15 protein-coding genes are annotated in these 15,949 nt (G+C 40.6%); 11 read left to right on the top strand and 4 right to left on the bottom strand.

All coding sequences use genetic code 11. The features are described 5' to 3' along the window. Positions 1 to 33: 33 nt before the first annotated feature. Entirely contained in the window at positions 34 to 2,280 is a 2,247-nt protein-coding gene (lptD, locus tag WA256_RS14175) for an LPS assembly protein LptD (protein WP_054562770.1), read from the bottom strand. Between the two features lie 103 nt (positions 2,281 to 2,383). Here lptD and WA256_RS14180 point away from each other — a divergent pair, with 103 nt between their 5' ends. From WA256_RS14180 to djlA, 3 genes are read left to right on the top strand one after another with little or no spacing between them, the layout of a single operon-like run. Continuing rightward, positions 2,384 to 3,385, top strand: coding sequence for an aminoglycoside phosphotransferase family protein (locus WA256_RS14180; protein ID WP_269407622.1), 1,002 nt, complete (start codon positions 2,384 to 2,386; stop codon positions 3,383 to 3,385). Continuing rightward, positions 3,382 to 4,038 carry an N-acetylmuramate alpha-1-phosphate uridylyltransferase MurU gene (gene murU, locus WA256_RS14185; RefSeq protein ID WP_063528268.1) on the top strand — a complete coding sequence of 219 codons (657 nt, stop codon included), beginning with the start codon at positions 3,382 to 3,384 and terminating at the stop codon, positions 4,036 to 4,038. Before WA256_RS14180 ends, murU begins: the two co-directional genes overlap by 4 nt. A 23-nt stretch (positions 4,039 to 4,061) precedes the next feature. After that, positions 4,062 to 4,934 (top strand): co-chaperone DjlA, encoded by an 873-nt coding sequence (gene djlA / locus WA256_RS14190; RefSeq protein ID WP_062566162.1) that lies wholly within the window; start codon positions 4,062 to 4,064, stop codon positions 4,932 to 4,934. On the opposite strand, the gene WA256_RS14195 is transcribed toward djlA, so the two are convergent. Together WA256_RS14195 and rluA are read right to left on the bottom strand one after the other, a co-directional pair. After that, positions 4,917 to 5,852 carry a DUF3530 family protein gene (locus tag WA256_RS14195; protein ID WP_062566161.1) on the bottom strand — a complete coding sequence of 312 codons (936 nt, stop codon included), beginning with the start codon at positions 5,850 to 5,852 and terminating at the stop codon, positions 4,917 to 4,919. The two genes, djlA and WA256_RS14195, sit on opposite strands and share 18 nt — an antisense overlap. A gap of 80 nt (positions 5,853 to 5,932) precedes the next feature. Next, positions 5,933 to 6,586, bottom strand: a complete 654-nt coding sequence (gene rluA, locus WA256_RS14200) for a bifunctional tRNA pseudouridine(32) synthase/23S rRNA pseudouridine(746) synthase RluA (protein WP_082401641.1) — start codon at positions 6,584 to 6,586, stop codon at positions 5,933 to 5,935. Between the two features lie 133 nt (positions 6,587 to 6,719). On the opposite strand from rluA, the gene WA256_RS14205 reads away from it, so the two are divergent. Beyond that, on the top strand, positions 6,720 to 6,950 hold the full coding sequence (locus WA256_RS14205; RefSeq protein ID WP_062566160.1) for a hypothetical protein: 231 nt from the start codon (positions 6,720 to 6,722) through the stop codon (positions 6,948 to 6,950). 55 nt (positions 6,951 to 7,005) lie between these two features. Here WA256_RS14205 and rapA read toward each other — a convergent pair whose 3' ends face one another. Next, positions 7,006 to 9,900 (bottom strand): RNA polymerase-associated protein RapA, encoded by a 2,895-nt coding sequence (gene rapA / locus WA256_RS14210; RefSeq protein ID WP_335992446.1) that lies wholly within the window; start codon positions 9,898 to 9,900, stop codon positions 7,006 to 7,008. Positions 9,901 to 10,199: 299 nt separating this feature from the next. On the opposite strand from rapA, the gene WA256_RS14215 reads away from it, so the two are divergent. The 7 genes from WA256_RS14215 (at position 10,200) to WA256_RS14245 (ending at position 15,933) form a co-directional block, all read left to right on the top strand. Beyond that, positions 10,200 to 11,564 (top strand): PhoH family protein, encoded by a 1,365-nt coding sequence (locus WA256_RS14215; protein WP_335992448.1) that lies wholly within the window; start codon positions 10,200 to 10,202, stop codon positions 11,562 to 11,564. Then, a complete protein-coding gene (locus WA256_RS14220) occupies positions 11,564 to 12,946 on the top strand; it encodes a PhoH family protein (RefSeq protein ID WP_062566157.1) in 1,383 nt (460 codons plus the stop codon). The genes WA256_RS14215 and WA256_RS14220 overlap by 1 nt, the downstream gene beginning before the upstream one ends. Before the next feature lie 194 nt (positions 12,947 to 13,140). Then, positions 13,141 to 13,503, top strand: a complete 363-nt coding sequence (locus WA256_RS14225; protein WP_076920056.1) for a hypothetical protein — start codon at positions 13,141 to 13,143, stop codon at positions 13,501 to 13,503. Positions 13,504 to 13,710: 207 nt separating this feature from the next. Next, positions 13,711 to 14,748, top strand: a complete 1,038-nt coding sequence (locus WA256_RS14230) for a hypothetical protein (protein WP_135923573.1) — start codon at positions 13,711 to 13,713, stop codon at positions 14,746 to 14,748. Further along, complete coding sequence (locus WA256_RS14235; protein ID WP_135923574.1) at positions 14,745 to 15,062, top strand: hypothetical protein; 318 nt, start codon at positions 14,745 to 14,747, stop codon at positions 15,060 to 15,062. Before WA256_RS14230 ends, WA256_RS14235 begins: the two co-directional genes overlap by 4 nt. Positions 15,063 to 15,074: 12 nt before the next feature. Next, positions 15,075 to 15,422, top strand: coding sequence for a hypothetical protein (locus WA256_RS14240; protein WP_135923575.1), 348 nt, complete (start codon positions 15,075 to 15,077; stop codon positions 15,420 to 15,422). Between the two features lie 157 nt (positions 15,423 to 15,579). Further along, positions 15,580 to 15,933: a hypothetical protein gene (locus WA256_RS14245; protein WP_335992453.1), complete on the top strand. Its 354-nt coding sequence runs from the start codon at positions 15,580 to 15,582 to the stop codon at positions 15,931 to 15,933. Positions 15,934 to 15,949: the final 16 nt, after the last annotated feature.

Here is a 15,949-nt window from a genome sequence, read left to right on the forward strand (position 1 = left end):
TTTTCTAATACTCTTGCTAATAGTACTGCGGTACTAGTTATTAAGAAAATACGGTCTACGATAGCCAAAAATACCTTGTTGTAATAATTTTTGTGCATCATAACGGCTTTTACTTCCAAGCCCTTTTAATACGATATTGAAGCCAATACTGGTATCAAAGGTTGCTTGCTCTTGACCAATCGCCTGGTTCAAATCTGTTTCGATTTGACGACGGCCTGTGATTTGAAACGCCCAACAGCACGATTCATACTGAAGACCGCTGAAAACCTCAATACTACGACCACTTTCTAAATCGCGGTGATAGCTGCCAACAAACTGCCAATCCTGCGATAGCGGAATGCTGGTAAATAGACCAACTTGCTCGATTGTATTGCCTGAGACATCATTTGCATAGCGATGGTTCAATTGTACGAGCTGTTTATCGTCACCTTTATAATCTAAGGTGATATTTGATTGAATAATTTCTTTACCATCAGTGTCGTATTGAATACCACCTGATAGATACCAGCGACGGTGCCAATGTAACATGGTTTGCGCTGCGAACAAGGCATTGTAGTTAGTATCAACATTAATACCTTGTGATGTAGGCTTTGCATCATCACTTAAATAGAAGATTTGGCCTGCGCTGAAATTAAATACTTCTTCGTTTTCATTGCTAAATAAGCGAGTAGTCGCACCTAACGTAAATTGGTTCGCAGTGGCAATACGGTCGATACTTGAGAAACGACGGTCTCTAAATAAACCAAAAAAGTCATCTTGTAATTTTGCCGTATCGTAAAGGCCAATATTTGATTGGTCTTTATTTGGTGTATACAAGTACTGAATTTGTGGCTCAAGAGTTTGAATACCATCTTTGAAGAAAAACGCAGTATCACGCTCAAAATTTAATTGGCTGTATAAACGCACTTTTGGCAGGGTGCGGGTGACTTTTTCGTCGTAGTCTGTCCCTGCTAAATCACCATGCTGGTTATATTCAGTATGTAATACGCTGAACTCAGATAAAAATGACCATGCGTATTCCTGATAACCAAAGCTTGCTTTAGGTTCTATGTGAACACGGCTTGCTTCATCAATAACTGCGTCATCATTCGTGAAATAACTAAGCTCACCATCAAGGGTTAAATCAACACCATAAAAATCATACGCATCAGTTTGCGAAAAACTAATTTGTGGCAGTGCCGCATACGATTCGCGGTGATCACCAAGTACTTCAAAACTCTGTAGCTTAATATTGGTGCGCCAAGTGTCACCTAAGTGGGTGAGTGAACCTGTACGGTATAACTGAGTATCTGTGCGAGTCGCGTAGCCAGAATTTAAATCGGTTAAGTAATTATCATCACTAACGTTAGTAATATCGATATTACCGCGCCAGTTCTCACCAAAGTAGCTTTGCTGCTGCCAATGGAATAGATAACGCGAGTCAACATTTGGCTCTTCATCATCTTTATCTAGGTACTCAACGGCAATGAGACCGTTGTTTTGCTCAGTTAAATAACGAAACTCACCAATCATTTGCAAGCCGCGCTTCGACATATAGCGCGGCGTAATGGTGGCATCGTAATTTGGAGCAATATTCCAGTAATACGGAGTGATGGTTTCAATACCGTAGCGGCCTGAACTTGAGAAGTTAGGTGTTAATAAACCTGATTTACGACGGTCATCTAACGGAAACGTAAAATAAGGAACATACAGCACCGGCGTATCAAATACCCGTAATACGGTATTGTGAGTTTCGCCCCAGCCATCTTCACTTGATAAGTCAATTTCGTCAGCTTCAATTGCCCACACAGGTGTTTCGCCCGGGCAGGTAGTAAAGCTTGCGTTCATCAGGTTTAGGCCAGACTCGTTGACTGTTAGTTTTTCTGCGCCACCATGACCAAGTTGGTCGGTGAGCTTATAATCAGCACCAAGCAAGCTTAATTCAGAATTATTTAAATCCGCATTGAGCCCAGAACTATTAATTTGGCTTACTTTATCGCGATAAACGATAGGGCCGGTTGCATTAAGTAACCCACGTTGTTTGTCAATCAGTGCACTTTGTGCGGACAAATTCATCGTTAGGGTGTTAATATCTACATTACCGGTAAATTCTGCGCTTTGGGTACCCAATAGTTCAATATCATCGGATTTGATATCGATCATATTAAGTTCAAGGCCAGGGAGCGGTTGCCAAGCTCTGGTTTGCATTGAAGTGCCACAAAAATTGTGTGTCAGTTCAGTTTCGGCGAACGATGGTGCGCTAAGTACGCTTAGCATCATTATGCCCCAGGTTTTGCTCATTTAATGACCTTAATGCTCTTTGGTTGGATATAAGCTAGACATAATAAAGGAAAACAATGGCAAATACAGTAATTGACTTAGTGAAAAATAGATATCTTACTAAATGAATCGTTATAAAAGTTTACAGCAGTTTTTGAATCCTCATTTTAAAGAGGATGAATATCAATTAGCCGCCATCACAGGGGATGCGAGTTTTCGCCGTTATTTCCGCGTAAATACAAGTGATCAGAGCTATATTGTCATGGACTCAGATCCAGATAAATTAGATAACACGCCTTATATAGAACTCAATAAAGTGTTTTCTCAGCATGGGTTTAAATTACCAAAAATTCTTCAAGCAGATGAAAAGCAAGGCTTCTTCTTGCTGAGTGATTTAGGCAATACTCATTTGGCTGATTTACTGGGCGACGAAGACCGCACTTTACACTACAAACATCTAATAAAGTTAAGTGCACAATGGGCGCAAATCCCGCCAGCCCAATACATGAAAGTATTTGATGGCGAGTTTTTACAATTTGAACTGAGCATTTTCAGAGATTGGTTAGTCGATAACTTTATTGGTGAGCAACTTTCTGTTGATGAACAGCAAATGTGGCAACAAGCTTGTGAGTTATTAGTTAACAATGCCCTTGAACAACCAATTGTTACGGTGCACCGAGACTTCCATAGCCGCAATATTATGCGCACAGGGCAGCAATGGGCAATTATCGATTATCAAGATGCGGTACAAGGGCCAGTGTGTTATGACCTTGTGTCGTTATTAAGGGATTGCTATTTCAAGTTACCAGAGCAAGAGCTAGATTACCTTTTACATTACGCTTATGACGAATTCAGCGAGCAACAGCTATTGCAAGACACCTCATTTGAGATGTTTAAGCGCTGGTTTGACTTAACCGGCGTGCAGCGTCATTTAAAAGCTGCAGGTATATTTTGCCGCTTAAAATTACGTGACGGTAAGTCTGGTTATTTGAATAATGTGCTGCCAACCCTTACATACATTAGTAATGTCAGTAAAGAATACCCAGAGTTAACAGCCCTTGGCCAGTGGATAGAGCAGACTATTATTCCACAGACTAAGCAGCGATTAACGAAAGAGTCCAAATGAAAGCAATGATCCTAGCGGCGGGGCGTGGTAAACGAATGATGCCGCTAACCGAAACGCAACCAAAGCCGATGCTAAAGATTAACGGCAAGCCATTATTAGAGCATCATATTAATAACTTACGTCAAGCAGGCATTACCGATATTGTCATTAACCTTGCTTGGCAGGGCGACAAAATAACAGAGTATTTTGCTGATGGTTCGCAGTTTGGTGTATCGATCACTTACAGCCAAGAGCAGGCTGGGGGGCTTGAAACCGCCGGGGGCATCATTCAAGCATTGCCGTTATTGGGCGAGCAATTTATTGTCATCAATGGTGATGTGTTTACTGATTATGATGTGACTTCGTTGATGCAGCTTCATCTGCAAGTAGGGGAGGCGCATATTGTCCTTGTAGAAAACCCTGCGCATAATCCTGATGGTGATTTTGCACTGAGTCACTTAAGCCCAGATAGTCAAAAGTATACTTTTTCCGGTATAAGTCGCTATCATGCTGATTTCTTTAAAGGTCTCAGCGCAGGTATTCGTCCACTTGGGCCCATTTTGCGAGAAAAGCTCAGTGAACATCAAGTTTCGACTGAGCTTTATTTGGGGCAATGGGATGACATTGGCACACCTGCCAGACTCGACGAAATCAATCAACGTTTCGCTTTGTAATAACAACAGAGGTTTGCCAAATTATGTGGGGAAAAGTACTCGGTTTTTGTTTTGGCTTTATGTTTGGCAAATTTATAGGAGCCTTACTGGGCCTATACCTAGGCCATATGTTCGATCGCAGCTTAAAACAAGACTTTGATAAAGCAGGTGGTTTTTCTGGTTTGTTTAAAGGCGATGATATTAACGAGCGCCAAGCACTTTTCTTTTCTAGCTGTTTTGCGGTGATGGGGCATATTGCCAAATCGAATGGTCGCGTTAGTGAAACGCATATTCGTGCGGCAAGTTTGTTTATGGACGAAATGGGCTTATCGGGTGATGAGCGCAGAGAAGCACAAGATGCCTTTCGTAGTGGTAAAGAAAGCGATTTTTCATTAAAAGAAACCGTTCATGACTTTAAAGAGCGCTTTGCTCGACGCCATGATTTATTGCAACTGTTCCTCGAAATCCAAATTCAAATGGCCTTTTCAGATGGCCACCTTGCAGAGCAAGAAAAGCAACTATTGCAAGAGGTGAGCAAGCAGTTAGGTATTTCACGTACTCAGTTCGCATTTTTATTAAAACGCTACCAAGCCGAATTTGCATTTCGTCAGCAACAACAGCGTTTTTATGAACAGCAGCGTCAACAAAGCCAGCAAAATCGCAGCAGTCATAGTGAACAAAGAGGGCACAGTGTGCCACCGAATAATGGTATGAATCGCGCCCAAGCGTTGGCTCTATTAGGCTTAAACAGTGATGCTTCTGCGAGAGATATTAAAGTAGCCTATCGAAAGCTCATGGCTCAGCATCACCCCGATAAGCTGGTATCGCAAGGTTTACCAAAACATATGATGGAAGTTGCGGTAAAGAAAAGCCAAGATATTCAAGCGGCTTATGAGTATTTAAAAAAGGCGGCGTAAAAAGCCGTCTACCTCTTTAAGCAGCCGCTGGTGCTGCTCAGGCTCTGAAGGCACACCAAATAACTCTCTTTGACGGTAGTCATATTTAGCGTGTTTTCTTACCCAGCGTTTTCTGTCTTTTACACTTTGCAGGGTGTCAGGGTTACCCTCACTATAAAAAATATCCAGTAAGGGTGGGCTGATAGTTGAAAGCGTCGCATTGAGATGCTGGTTACGAACACTGTTAGGTAAATAACTACCTAGGCTAATAAAAGCGTTTAGTTCGTTATTTGGAAAGCTAGCATAATGCTCTATCAATAGCCCCGCACTGGCACCTTGTGCCACCACAATAATATTGCCGCCTTCATCCATTGCACTGTTATACAAGGCATTGAATCTGGCAATTAGCTTTAATTTGTAATCATCAAGCACGGCTTCACTGATATTGGGCTCACCCGTAACAAAATGCGGCGCTTGTTGCGTTTGGGCTGGTGGAGCAGAAGCTGCTTGCTCATCGCTTTGTTCATTACTTTGTGTTGTTGACTCAGGTTCAGAGCTCTCAGGTGACTCGGGCGTTGTCATATCGGCAGGATGCCAATCAATGTCAGGCATGGTCATGGCAAGGGTTGCATAGCCAATTTCGTTTAACTGCTTGCGCAAAAAGTTAATACCAGCATTATTAGTGGGTAAGTGCTGCCAATCAGGAATGATTAGCACAATTCCGCGTTGACTCGCTGTCATCGATTGGCGATATAAGCTAATGAACTCATCTTCACCGGCAAGCAGAGTGCGTACTTCATCGCTTGGTAAAAAGCGTTGAATATCGTTAGTGACCAAACTTGACCAAGGGGTGGGTTTAATAAAATCGGCAGCATTCACATTACCCATCAACGCAAAACAGGCTGCGTAAAGTAAGCGATGTGCGGATTTTAAATTCATGCCGATATTACCTGAGTCTTTAATTAAATCAGTTATTGATTAACTATCGGCAGTATTTATTAAATATTTAGCGAATTGTCTTAAAACTCAGGAGCGGCTTCAAAAATCAATGTTTCACCGCTGGCTGGGTGAGCTAAGGTAAGCATTTCAGCATGCAGTTGTAAGCGAGGAGCCATGGCGAATGCCTCAGGGTGAGCATATAGCTTATCGCCTAAAATAGGGTGACCCAATGACAGCATGTGCACACGTAGTTGGTGAGAACGCCCAGTAATTGGGGTCAGCTCAACACGAGTTGCATTCTGTTCATACTCAAGCACTTTAAAGTGGGTTAATGACGGTTTGCCATTATCGTGATCAACCATTTGCTTTGGTCGGTTCGGCCAATCACAAATAAGTGGCAAATCTACCGATCCTGTTTCTTGCTCAAGCTTACCAAATACGCGAGCAATGTAGCGTTTTGCAGTTTTTCTATCTTGAAACTGAATGCTTAAATTACGATGCGCTTCTTTGTGCATAGCTAAACAAATAATGCCAGAGGTAGCCATATCAAGGCGATGAACAATTTTTGCCGTTGGAAAAACGCGGTTAATGCGAGCAATAAGGCAATCGGCGTGTTTTGGGTCTTTTCCCGGCACAGTAAGTAAACCACTTGGTTTATTCACAATAAGCAAGTCATCGTCTTGATAAACAATACTTAAATAAGGTGTCATTGGGGGATTATAATTGAGTAACACAGCTAGCCTCGATGATATGCAAGGACGCTATTTTAAAGGAGTATAAGCGCATACACAATGCCAGTGCTGGTTTTCGAGTAGCAGCTAAGATACAGTAAATTCAGCTATGGAGTTTAAATAAAAGGACAAGTGAATGTTTCGCCTTGGTTTAATTCGCAGTAAACCTTGTACACGTTGTGGCCTAGAAGTAAATGACCTAGAGCCAGAGTGCCCGCACTGTAAAGGTTTTTCAGACCTACAAGCTGTATATTTGAAGCAAGCTTACAAAGACGATTTAATAAAAAGAAACAATAGCTTAGCTAAGTTATTTTGCAAGCTAGCGGCAGTGGCCGTAATTATTACCCTTGTGGTGTTTTTTGCATAAAAAACGCGATGTGAAAGCACATCGCGTTTGTGGTTTTGAGTTTAGCGCTTCAACGTTAGTGTGAAACGACAATTAAACGAATTGCATCCAGTTTAACTTGGGCTTTTTCGATGTAAGTCGTGAGTTCGCTACGCTGTTTATCAAAGAAGCTAAGCTCTTCATCACGAATATTCGGGTTGATCTGCTTAAGTGCCGTTAAACGAGCTTGTTCTTCACCGAGTGCAGTTTGCATTTTCTCTAGTGATTCAGCACGCAGTGCTTCTAGCTTGGTTTGTGCCATGTCTTGTGCGCTGGTGATCATTGGGTGAATGGCACTTTGTAGCGCGCTGGCTAATTTACTTGCCGTTTGGCGACCAACCGCTGATAACTGTTGATTGAAAGCATCAAAAGCAACATTTTCAGCCAGATTGTTACTGCCCTTATCTAATAAGATACGAATAGGCGTTGGTGGCAAGAAGCGGCCAACTTGAAGTGCTTTAGGCGCCATCGCCTCCGCAATGAAAATAAGCTCAACAAAGAAGGTACCAGCAGGTAGCTTTTTGTTTTTCAGTAACGCCACAGAGGCAGTACCAAAGTCATCATCACAAATCATGTCTAAGCTGCCTTGCACCATTGGGTGATCCCAACTGATGAAATGCGCGTCTTCTTGCGAAAGCGAGGTGCTGCGATCAAACGTTACTGTGATGCCATCATCTTTTAAGCATGGGAAAGATGGATTTAGCATGTGCTCAGTTGGTTTTAAGATAATGGTATTTTCACCTTTATCTTCTTGGCTTACACCAAAGGTGTCGAACACATTGATCATATAACTTGGTAGCGTGAATTGATCGTCTAACTCTTCGATATCAGCTACAAGGCATTCTGCTCGGCCCTGGCCACTTGAATGCAGCTCTAGTAAGCGGTCACGACCACTTTCCATTTGCTTACGAAGCTTGGCATTTTGACCTGCCACTTGTTCTAGTAGTGGGTCTAGCTCTTCTTCGTCGCAATTGTGTGCACCAATAAACTCAAGCAATTCTTCGCCATACTCTTTATACAGCATTTGCCCTGTTGTCGAGGTTGTTTCAAACGCATCTAAGCCTTCGTTGTACCAACGAAGTAACACCTCTTGTGCGGTGTTTTCAAAATACGGCACGTGAATGTTTACGTCTTGAGTTTGACCAATACGGTCAAGACGACCAATACGTTGCTCAAGTAAGTCTGGGTTTAGTGGTAAATCAAACAATACTAAGTGATGCGAGAATTGGAAGTTACGACCTTCAGAACCAATTTCAGAACAAAGTAGAATCTGCGCGCTGTCGTATTCATCGGCAAAGTAAGCCGCAGCACGGTCACGTTCAACAATCGACATGCCTTCGTGGAAAACAGAAGCTTTAATTGCTTCACGCTCACGTAAAATCTGTTCTAGGCTAAGTGCGGTTTCGGCTTTAGCACAGATAAGCAATACTTTTTCGTGTTTAAGGGTTTTTAAGGTTTCGATTAACCAATCAACACGTGGGTCAAATGCGCCCCAGCTAGCATTTTCACCTTCAAACTCTTGGAAGATCTTTTCAGGGAATAGAGCGCGAAGTGCCGTTAGTTCAGCATTTTGAATGCCGCCCATGTTACCCAGTACCGACATCGCCGTTTTATATTGTTTAGGCATTGCCATAGGGTATGCATGAAGCTTACGGCTTGGGTAACCATCAATACCGCTGCGGCTATTTCTAAATAAAATACGACCCGTACCATGGCGGTCCAGCAGCATTGATAAAATTTCGTTGCGCGCCGTTTCATCACCTTGCTCCGCTTTCGCTAAAAGGTCAGTAATGTCGGTTTCTTTTAATAGCTCTTTTAATGTGGCACGAGATGCATCATCAAGGCCTTGTTCACCCAGTAATTGATTAGCAGCTTCAGCAACCTCTTTGTAGTTACTTTCTTCTTCAACAAACGCATCGTAGTCGTAGAAACGATCTGGGTCGAGTAATTGCAAGCGGGCAAAGTGACTGCGGTGACCAAGTTGATCTGGCGTTGCAGTTAATAAGATAAGGCCCGGAATGTCTTGGCTTAACTCTGCCATGCGTTGGTATTCAGTGCTTGGCTTACCATTATTGATACTTAAATGGTGCGCTTCATCAACAACCAATAAATCCCAATCAGCTAGGGTTGCTTGCTCAAACCAGCGTTTTTTCTTGCTTAAGAACTCAAGGCTAGTAAGTACTAACTGTTCTGTTTCGAATACGTTTGGAGAGTCTGCGAATGCTTCATCACAACGTTCTTCATCAAAGATTGAAAAACGTAAGTTAAAGCGGCGTAGCATTTCTACTAACCACTGATGCTGTAAGTTTTCAGGCACAACAATCAATACGCGGCTAGCACGGCCACTGATGATTTGTTGATGTAAAATCATACCTGCTTCAATGGTTTTACCTAAACCCACTTCATCAGAAAGTAATACGCGTGGTGCAAAACGTTTACCCACTTCTTGTGCAATATAAAGCTGATGCGGAATAAGGTTTGCACGCTGACCAATTAAACCTTTTAAAGGAGATTGTTGGCGCTCAAACTGGTGCTGCCAAGTTTGGTAGCGCAGCGTATAGCGGTCAAAGCGGTCCACTTGGCCTGCAAATAAACGGTCTTGTGGTTTATTGAATTTGATAAAGTGATCTAAAAAGGTTTCTTTTAACTGCGCTTTTTCACCATTATCAACGCGAATGCCGTGATAGCATAGTAACTCGCCTTGCTCTTCAACAGACTCGACTTCTAATTCCCACTCTTCAACGCTGCGAATAATATCACCTGGATTAAATGCGACACGAGTAACAGGTGCTTCTGTTAAAGAATAAACTCTGTTTTCTCCACTGGCTGGAAATAAAATGCTGACCTGACGGCCTTCAAGGGCAACAACGGTGCCTAATCCTAAATCTGACTCGGTATCACTGATCCAACGCTGACCTAAGGAAAAATTCATGTATGTCTCGTCTATGAAGAAAAAAGGCGGCTATGTTACCTGTAACGCCATGCTACTTCAAGGCAGTAAACTAGCCGCACACAATTAAATTTAGTCAACCTTTTTAAGCCATTATTAATGGTAAAAATTGTATGTATTTTAACCAGTTAAATAATTGTATATTTGTTTGTCATAAAAAGGACTTTTGTCGTAAATAGACTAAACTGAGTATATACCTGACGAATAAACCATAGCTTCATCCGCCGCTTGTTTAGTTTATTGGGTATAGCATAAAAATCATAAAACGTAAGGAAAGTGCTATGGAAAAAGCTTCGAACCTTGATAGTAAAATGTATGTGCTCGATACCAATGTGTTACTCCACGAACCCCTCGCTTATTTATCTTTCCAAGAACATGATGTTGTTATCCCCATGACAGTATTAGAAGAGCTCGATCACATTAAAGATAGGAAACATGACGTTAGCCGTGACGCCCGTGTTGCTATTCGTGGTTTAGATGAAGTGTTAAAGGACGCTTCGCCAGAGCAAATGTTGCAGGGTGTCGCGCTCCCTAGTAACAAAAAGGCTAAAACAGAATCTCGTGGCCGCTTAATTATCGTTAATGACCATTTATTTGCAGACAGTATTTCGGGGTTACCGGGCAACGAAAACGACCACCGCATCATCAATTGTGCTGTTCATTTACAGAAGCAACACAGCGATAGCAAAGTGGTGCTTGTCATTAAAGACATCAATATGCGCCTAAAAGCGAAAGGGGCAGGGCTTAAATTTGTTGAAGACTACAGAACTGACCAATTAATTGACGACATTGCTTTGCTAACTAGCGGCTATAAAAAAATTGAAGGTGATTTTTGGCAACAGGTTGGAGAATGCGAAACAGAGCAGCAAGGCCGAGATACCTATCATCATGTTGCAAAAAGCACGATTAGCGATGTGTTCTGTAATGAATATATTTTAGATGAAAGCGACCACTTTGCGGCTCGAGTAACAAGCTACGATGATAAACAAATTACTTTAAAGGATATCAGTGTTGAGCGCTTGATGAGCCATACCGCTTGGGGTGTTAAGCCAAAAAATGTTTATCAAGGGATGGCACTTGATGCGCTACTTGACCCAAGTATTGAATTGGTGATTTTAACTGGTCCTGCCGGCTGTGGTAAAACCTTACTTGCTCTTGCCAGTGCCCTTGAAATGATTATTGAAAAAGGCATTTACGATAAAGTGATTGTTACTCGTAATACCCCAGAGATTGCTGAATCAATTGGCTTTTTACCTGGCACTGAAGAAGAGAAAATGGCGCCGTGGTTAGCTGCCATTACCGATACGTTAGAAGTGCTGCATAAAGGAGATGAGAATCCGATTTCGAGCCGTAATTACATTATGGAAAAAGCTAACGTACAGTTTAAATCAGTAAACTTTATGCGTGGCCGTAGTATTCAAAACGCGGTTGTTATTTTACAACCCCGAATTGGGGATATTTTAAAGTTTTTACCCCCTTGTTTTTATTGGCCTGTAGAAAAAGTAAAAAGAATTTCCAAAAAAATTGATTACCTTAGCTACTCTGAGCAGTCTCTCAACAATAAACCTTTACTCAAAATTTGTAATTTACAAGAAAAGTACAACACAAAGCCTAGCAACGATTCAATCTTTTGGGAGGCTGCGTAATGAAAAGCTCTATTGATAATCGAAATCCTCGTGTACTAGACACATCTGCATTAGTACATGATCCAAAATCTATTTTTAGCTACAAAGATGATATTTACATCTGTCTAACTGTCCTTGAAGAGCTTGATAACCTGAAAGAAAGAACTAATAAATCGGTAAGTGCCGATGCCCGTATGTGCATTAGAATGCTTGAAGACATTATAAATGGACATACAGCCGAGGAAATGGAAATAGGTATTCCTTTACCATCTACCGAAACAGCCCAGAGAGGAAAGCTTTTCATTGGAATTGACACTCAATTGGATCTGGCTAAGGAGTTAAAGCACGGGATAGGAAGTGATGCTGATAACAGAATAATTAATTATGCTTTATATCTTCAAAAAGAACTCAATAAAGACGTAATAATTGTTAGCCGTGACATTAATATGCGCTTGAAAGCTCGAACCGTAGGGGTCATGGCAGAAGACGTTGCCGTAGATAATCAAATATCAGATATTGATCTTTTATACACAGGGGTACAAGCCTTTAAAGGAGATCTTTTTGATCGAATTAAATCAGACAAAGACTTCAAGGTTTCAGGAGAAGTTTATACTTTCCCAATAAGTCTATTTAATGATGAAGTTCAGCCAAACATGTATTGGTACGATGAAGCTGGACACATTGGGCGAATTTCAGAAGTAACAGATACTGAGGTATTCACAAAGCTATTGCCTCGTAAACAAGAAAAAGTATGGGGCATTTTGCCTAAAAATCAGCGTCAGTCGGTAGCTTTAAGCCAATTAACAGACCCTTACTATGATTTAAATATCATCCTTGGTCCTGCTGGCTCCGGAAAAACTTTTTTGGCAGTTGCTTCGGCGCTGCATCAAGTATTGGAGTTGAAAAAGTACAAAAAAATCGTTGTGGTGCGCTCCAGAGACTTTATGGACGACGATCCGGGATTCTTACCGGGGGATTTAACTGAAAAATCAATGCCTCTTCTGGCAGGTATTACTGACGCATTAATTTCGATGCACTCGGATGATAATCATGAAGGAAATGTCTACGCTACAGTCGAGCATGTGATTGAAAAAGCCAATATAGAATTTACTAGCATGGCTTATTTTCGTGGCCGTTCAATAGACGATGCTGTTTTAATCATTGATGAAGCTCAAAACATGACTAGAGCGCAAATCAAGGGCATGTTAAGCCGTGGTGGGAAAAATTGTCGGACAATCGTATTGGGCAACCTAGCCCAGATTGACGATAAGTTTGTAACACCTGCTTCTTCTGGTGCAAGTGCGGCTGTTAATGTGTTTCGTCATTATGAAAAAGGATCAGTGCTGATTTTTGATGAAGTAGAGCGTAGTAGCTTGGCTGAATTCACTGAAAAGAATATGTAGGCATCAAACTACCATTCACATTTCCTTATAATATTGCGACAATGGCCACTGCTTTTTGCAGTGGCTTTTCAGAGAAGCCCGTTCCCACGAAAACAGGACGAAATGGATTTACTCTGAACTAAAAGATTAAATATTCACATAAAAACTGAGTGACATAGGTGCGTGGCCTAGCGTTGCCGTTTTTTGGTGTATTGATGTCTTTTAATAAAGAAGACCTGCTAGTAAATATAAAAAGGCAGGCAAAACGATTATCTAAATTATTAACTATTCCCCTTGGACAAGCCCAAGAAGGGGCAGCTATTTGTCTATATGGCTGTGACAGTTACAGCGATTTACTAGTAAAAATAAAAGCTGAATCCTTTGATAACCCATTGATAGCACTGTCTGCACTCTCACCAAACTCGGAAATATTTTTAGTAAAAATATTAGCTAGCCACCTAGATAGCATTATTGGAAATTTTGAAAAAAAATTTCCCGGCTCCAATATAAATGAAGAGATGGTCGTATCCTTGTTTGGGCTTAGCTTTTCAGAGTTCAAACTCAAAATATCTACCTAAAGTTGTACAAATACGTAAGTTGTCATTTTGTTTTTTGGCGATATTATAATAAGAAGGCTGAACGGACAGCCTACGCCTACACATGTTTTTCGCCTTGAAAACGTGAACAGTGAAGCGGAGCATCCGTAAAAATTTGGTTATTTGAACAATAAATAAAGCAATGTGTTGGTAGGCCATTGTTTATTAAAAAGTTGTTTGGAGAACTAAATGATCTCACTTTATCAATTAAAGAATAAACTCAATAAACAAGCAAAAGAGTTTGCTGAGTTATTAGAGTTTCCTGATCTTTACGCCCAAGGCCTGTGGGCTAGAGGTGTTTATAACTGCCCTCATTTTTCTGATACCCATAATAGCCTCACTGAAGCATTTGAACAGAAAAAACTGGATTCAATTCTAAAGCACGATTCCCTGAAATATTTAATGATCAACGAACACGATGATCAAGAAATTATTGAATCGCTTCATAAAGAAATTGAGTCAATGGCAAACCGTATTGAAAGCCTGATGCTGGTAGATATTGAAACTTTAGATTTAGTTTCATTGATATACCAAGTTTTAGGGTTACCTGAAGATGCCAAGTTTATTGTTAATACAGGCGCAGACTTCCGCTTAGAGTGGCGACCATACTTTGATGCCTTTGATGATCCGTTGATAGTTCAATATGCAGATTTAAAAGTTCATGGTTGTTATTTCAGGCTCATAGCTTCAAAGTTTCCGGTTGAAAAGCTTTCCTTGGATGACATTAAAAAATACATGTACATCAATCATGTAAACCATAATGGTGAGTTCGAAGGCTGTATTTCTGAAGGAAATACATTTTCTAAGCATGTGCACTGGCTGGTGTTGACACTTGAATTATTCAGTAGCGGCAAAGTAAATAAGGCTCAGTTCAATCCAACAACCTTCAAAATCGAAGGTATGCGCTATTTGGTATACGGCTTCCCTCTGATTCCTTCCTTTGTATCTGATTGGCACAAACCTAATTTGTGTTTACGTGTTAAAAATCTAGATGGCGATCAGAAGTTCATTGTTCGTATCGATCAGCAAGATCTTGTTTTTTATGCGAGGCGCGTTGATACCAATTTTTTTAACACCATCGATTATGAAAAATACATTTCGTTGTATCAATCTAGTGTTCTGTCACATTTTGATGCTGACAACAATTTACTTAAAGTTGATGGGGTTAAATATCTAAGTTTCTTTCGTCCTTTTTCTGTAGAAGATATGAAAGGAGTTCAAGCATGAGACCTAGAGTAAAACTAACCAACGCAAAACTTATCTCAATTCAATCTGATACAGAGGAAAAAGTTGAACGGGTGCTTTACGGCACATTTGCTGACGAAAATGAAAATGGTAAAGAAGGAGATGCTTTATTCACGATAAAGGTTCTGGAAATCAATGGTCAAGAAAGTAAGTGCTTTGGTGTTGACTTTTATATCTTAGATGCTGTACCAAAAGAGTTTGATGTAAATGCATTTGAGTTTAATTTAATGCATGAGTGTATGTATTCTCCTAATAAGTTATTAGAGCTGCGAAATATGCTCCCGGCTAGTTATTAGTAAGGGAATACGTTGGATAGAATATATTTAAAGGATGCCTACATAGTATCTGTTTACGACTATAAAGAATTTGAAAAAATATTTCTTGGCGAGTTTTTATCAGGGGTGGTTATTGAAGATGAAACATTCAGGTTCCGGCCATTTCAGCAAATCGTGACTTCAAAGGTTGTTAGCAAATCTGCTGATGAGGATAAGTTAGAAATATACACACATAGTGAGAGTTGTTATGTGATTGATGCTGACCATAAGTTAATTGATATTTCGTTTGTTGAACTGGTTGTTATGAGGGCGGGAGCTTATTCGGTAGATCGAGTTTTAGAAATGAGAGAGCAACTTAAGTCTCAAAATAAAAGCCATTGAATAACGAAGATAAAAAGTCTGATGAGATTATTATTTGTCACTTACCTCTTTGAAAAAATTGACGTTAGTCAAATATTCATAAATGTTTACATGACATCAATTTACTTATTCGAAAATTTGTATTAGCATAGACAATGTATATTTTTATGAGAATTTTATGTCTAAAGCATTTTCAAAAGTCTTAGTAATAACGCTTATGCTGTTTGCCTTTGTAGGGCAAGCATTTGCGTATTCTGCTATGCCGTGCGAAATGTCATCAGGTTCTCACGAATCACACATGAACATGAACATGGATCATGGTGATATGAATAAAAGCAGTAATGGTCAATCAGAAGATTGTTGTGACGTTGAATGTGTTTGTCCTGCAAATGCTTGCTCATCTACGACAGTCCTAAATTCCAGTATTGATTCGACAGATATTCAAATATTGAGTGAATCTGTAGCTGCTCTGCAATCTAAACAACCTCATTCAATTTCCACTTCCCTTTATCGTCCACCAATTTTTGCCTAATACAGGATTAGTGCGT

Origin of the sequence: Pseudoalteromonas sp. CH_XMU1449-3 (genome assembly GCF_037027245.1) — a bacterium.
In the GTDB taxonomy this organism is placed as follows: Bacteria; Pseudomonadota; Gammaproteobacteria; order Enterobacterales; family Alteromonadaceae; genus Pseudoalteromonas; species Pseudoalteromonas shioyasakiensis.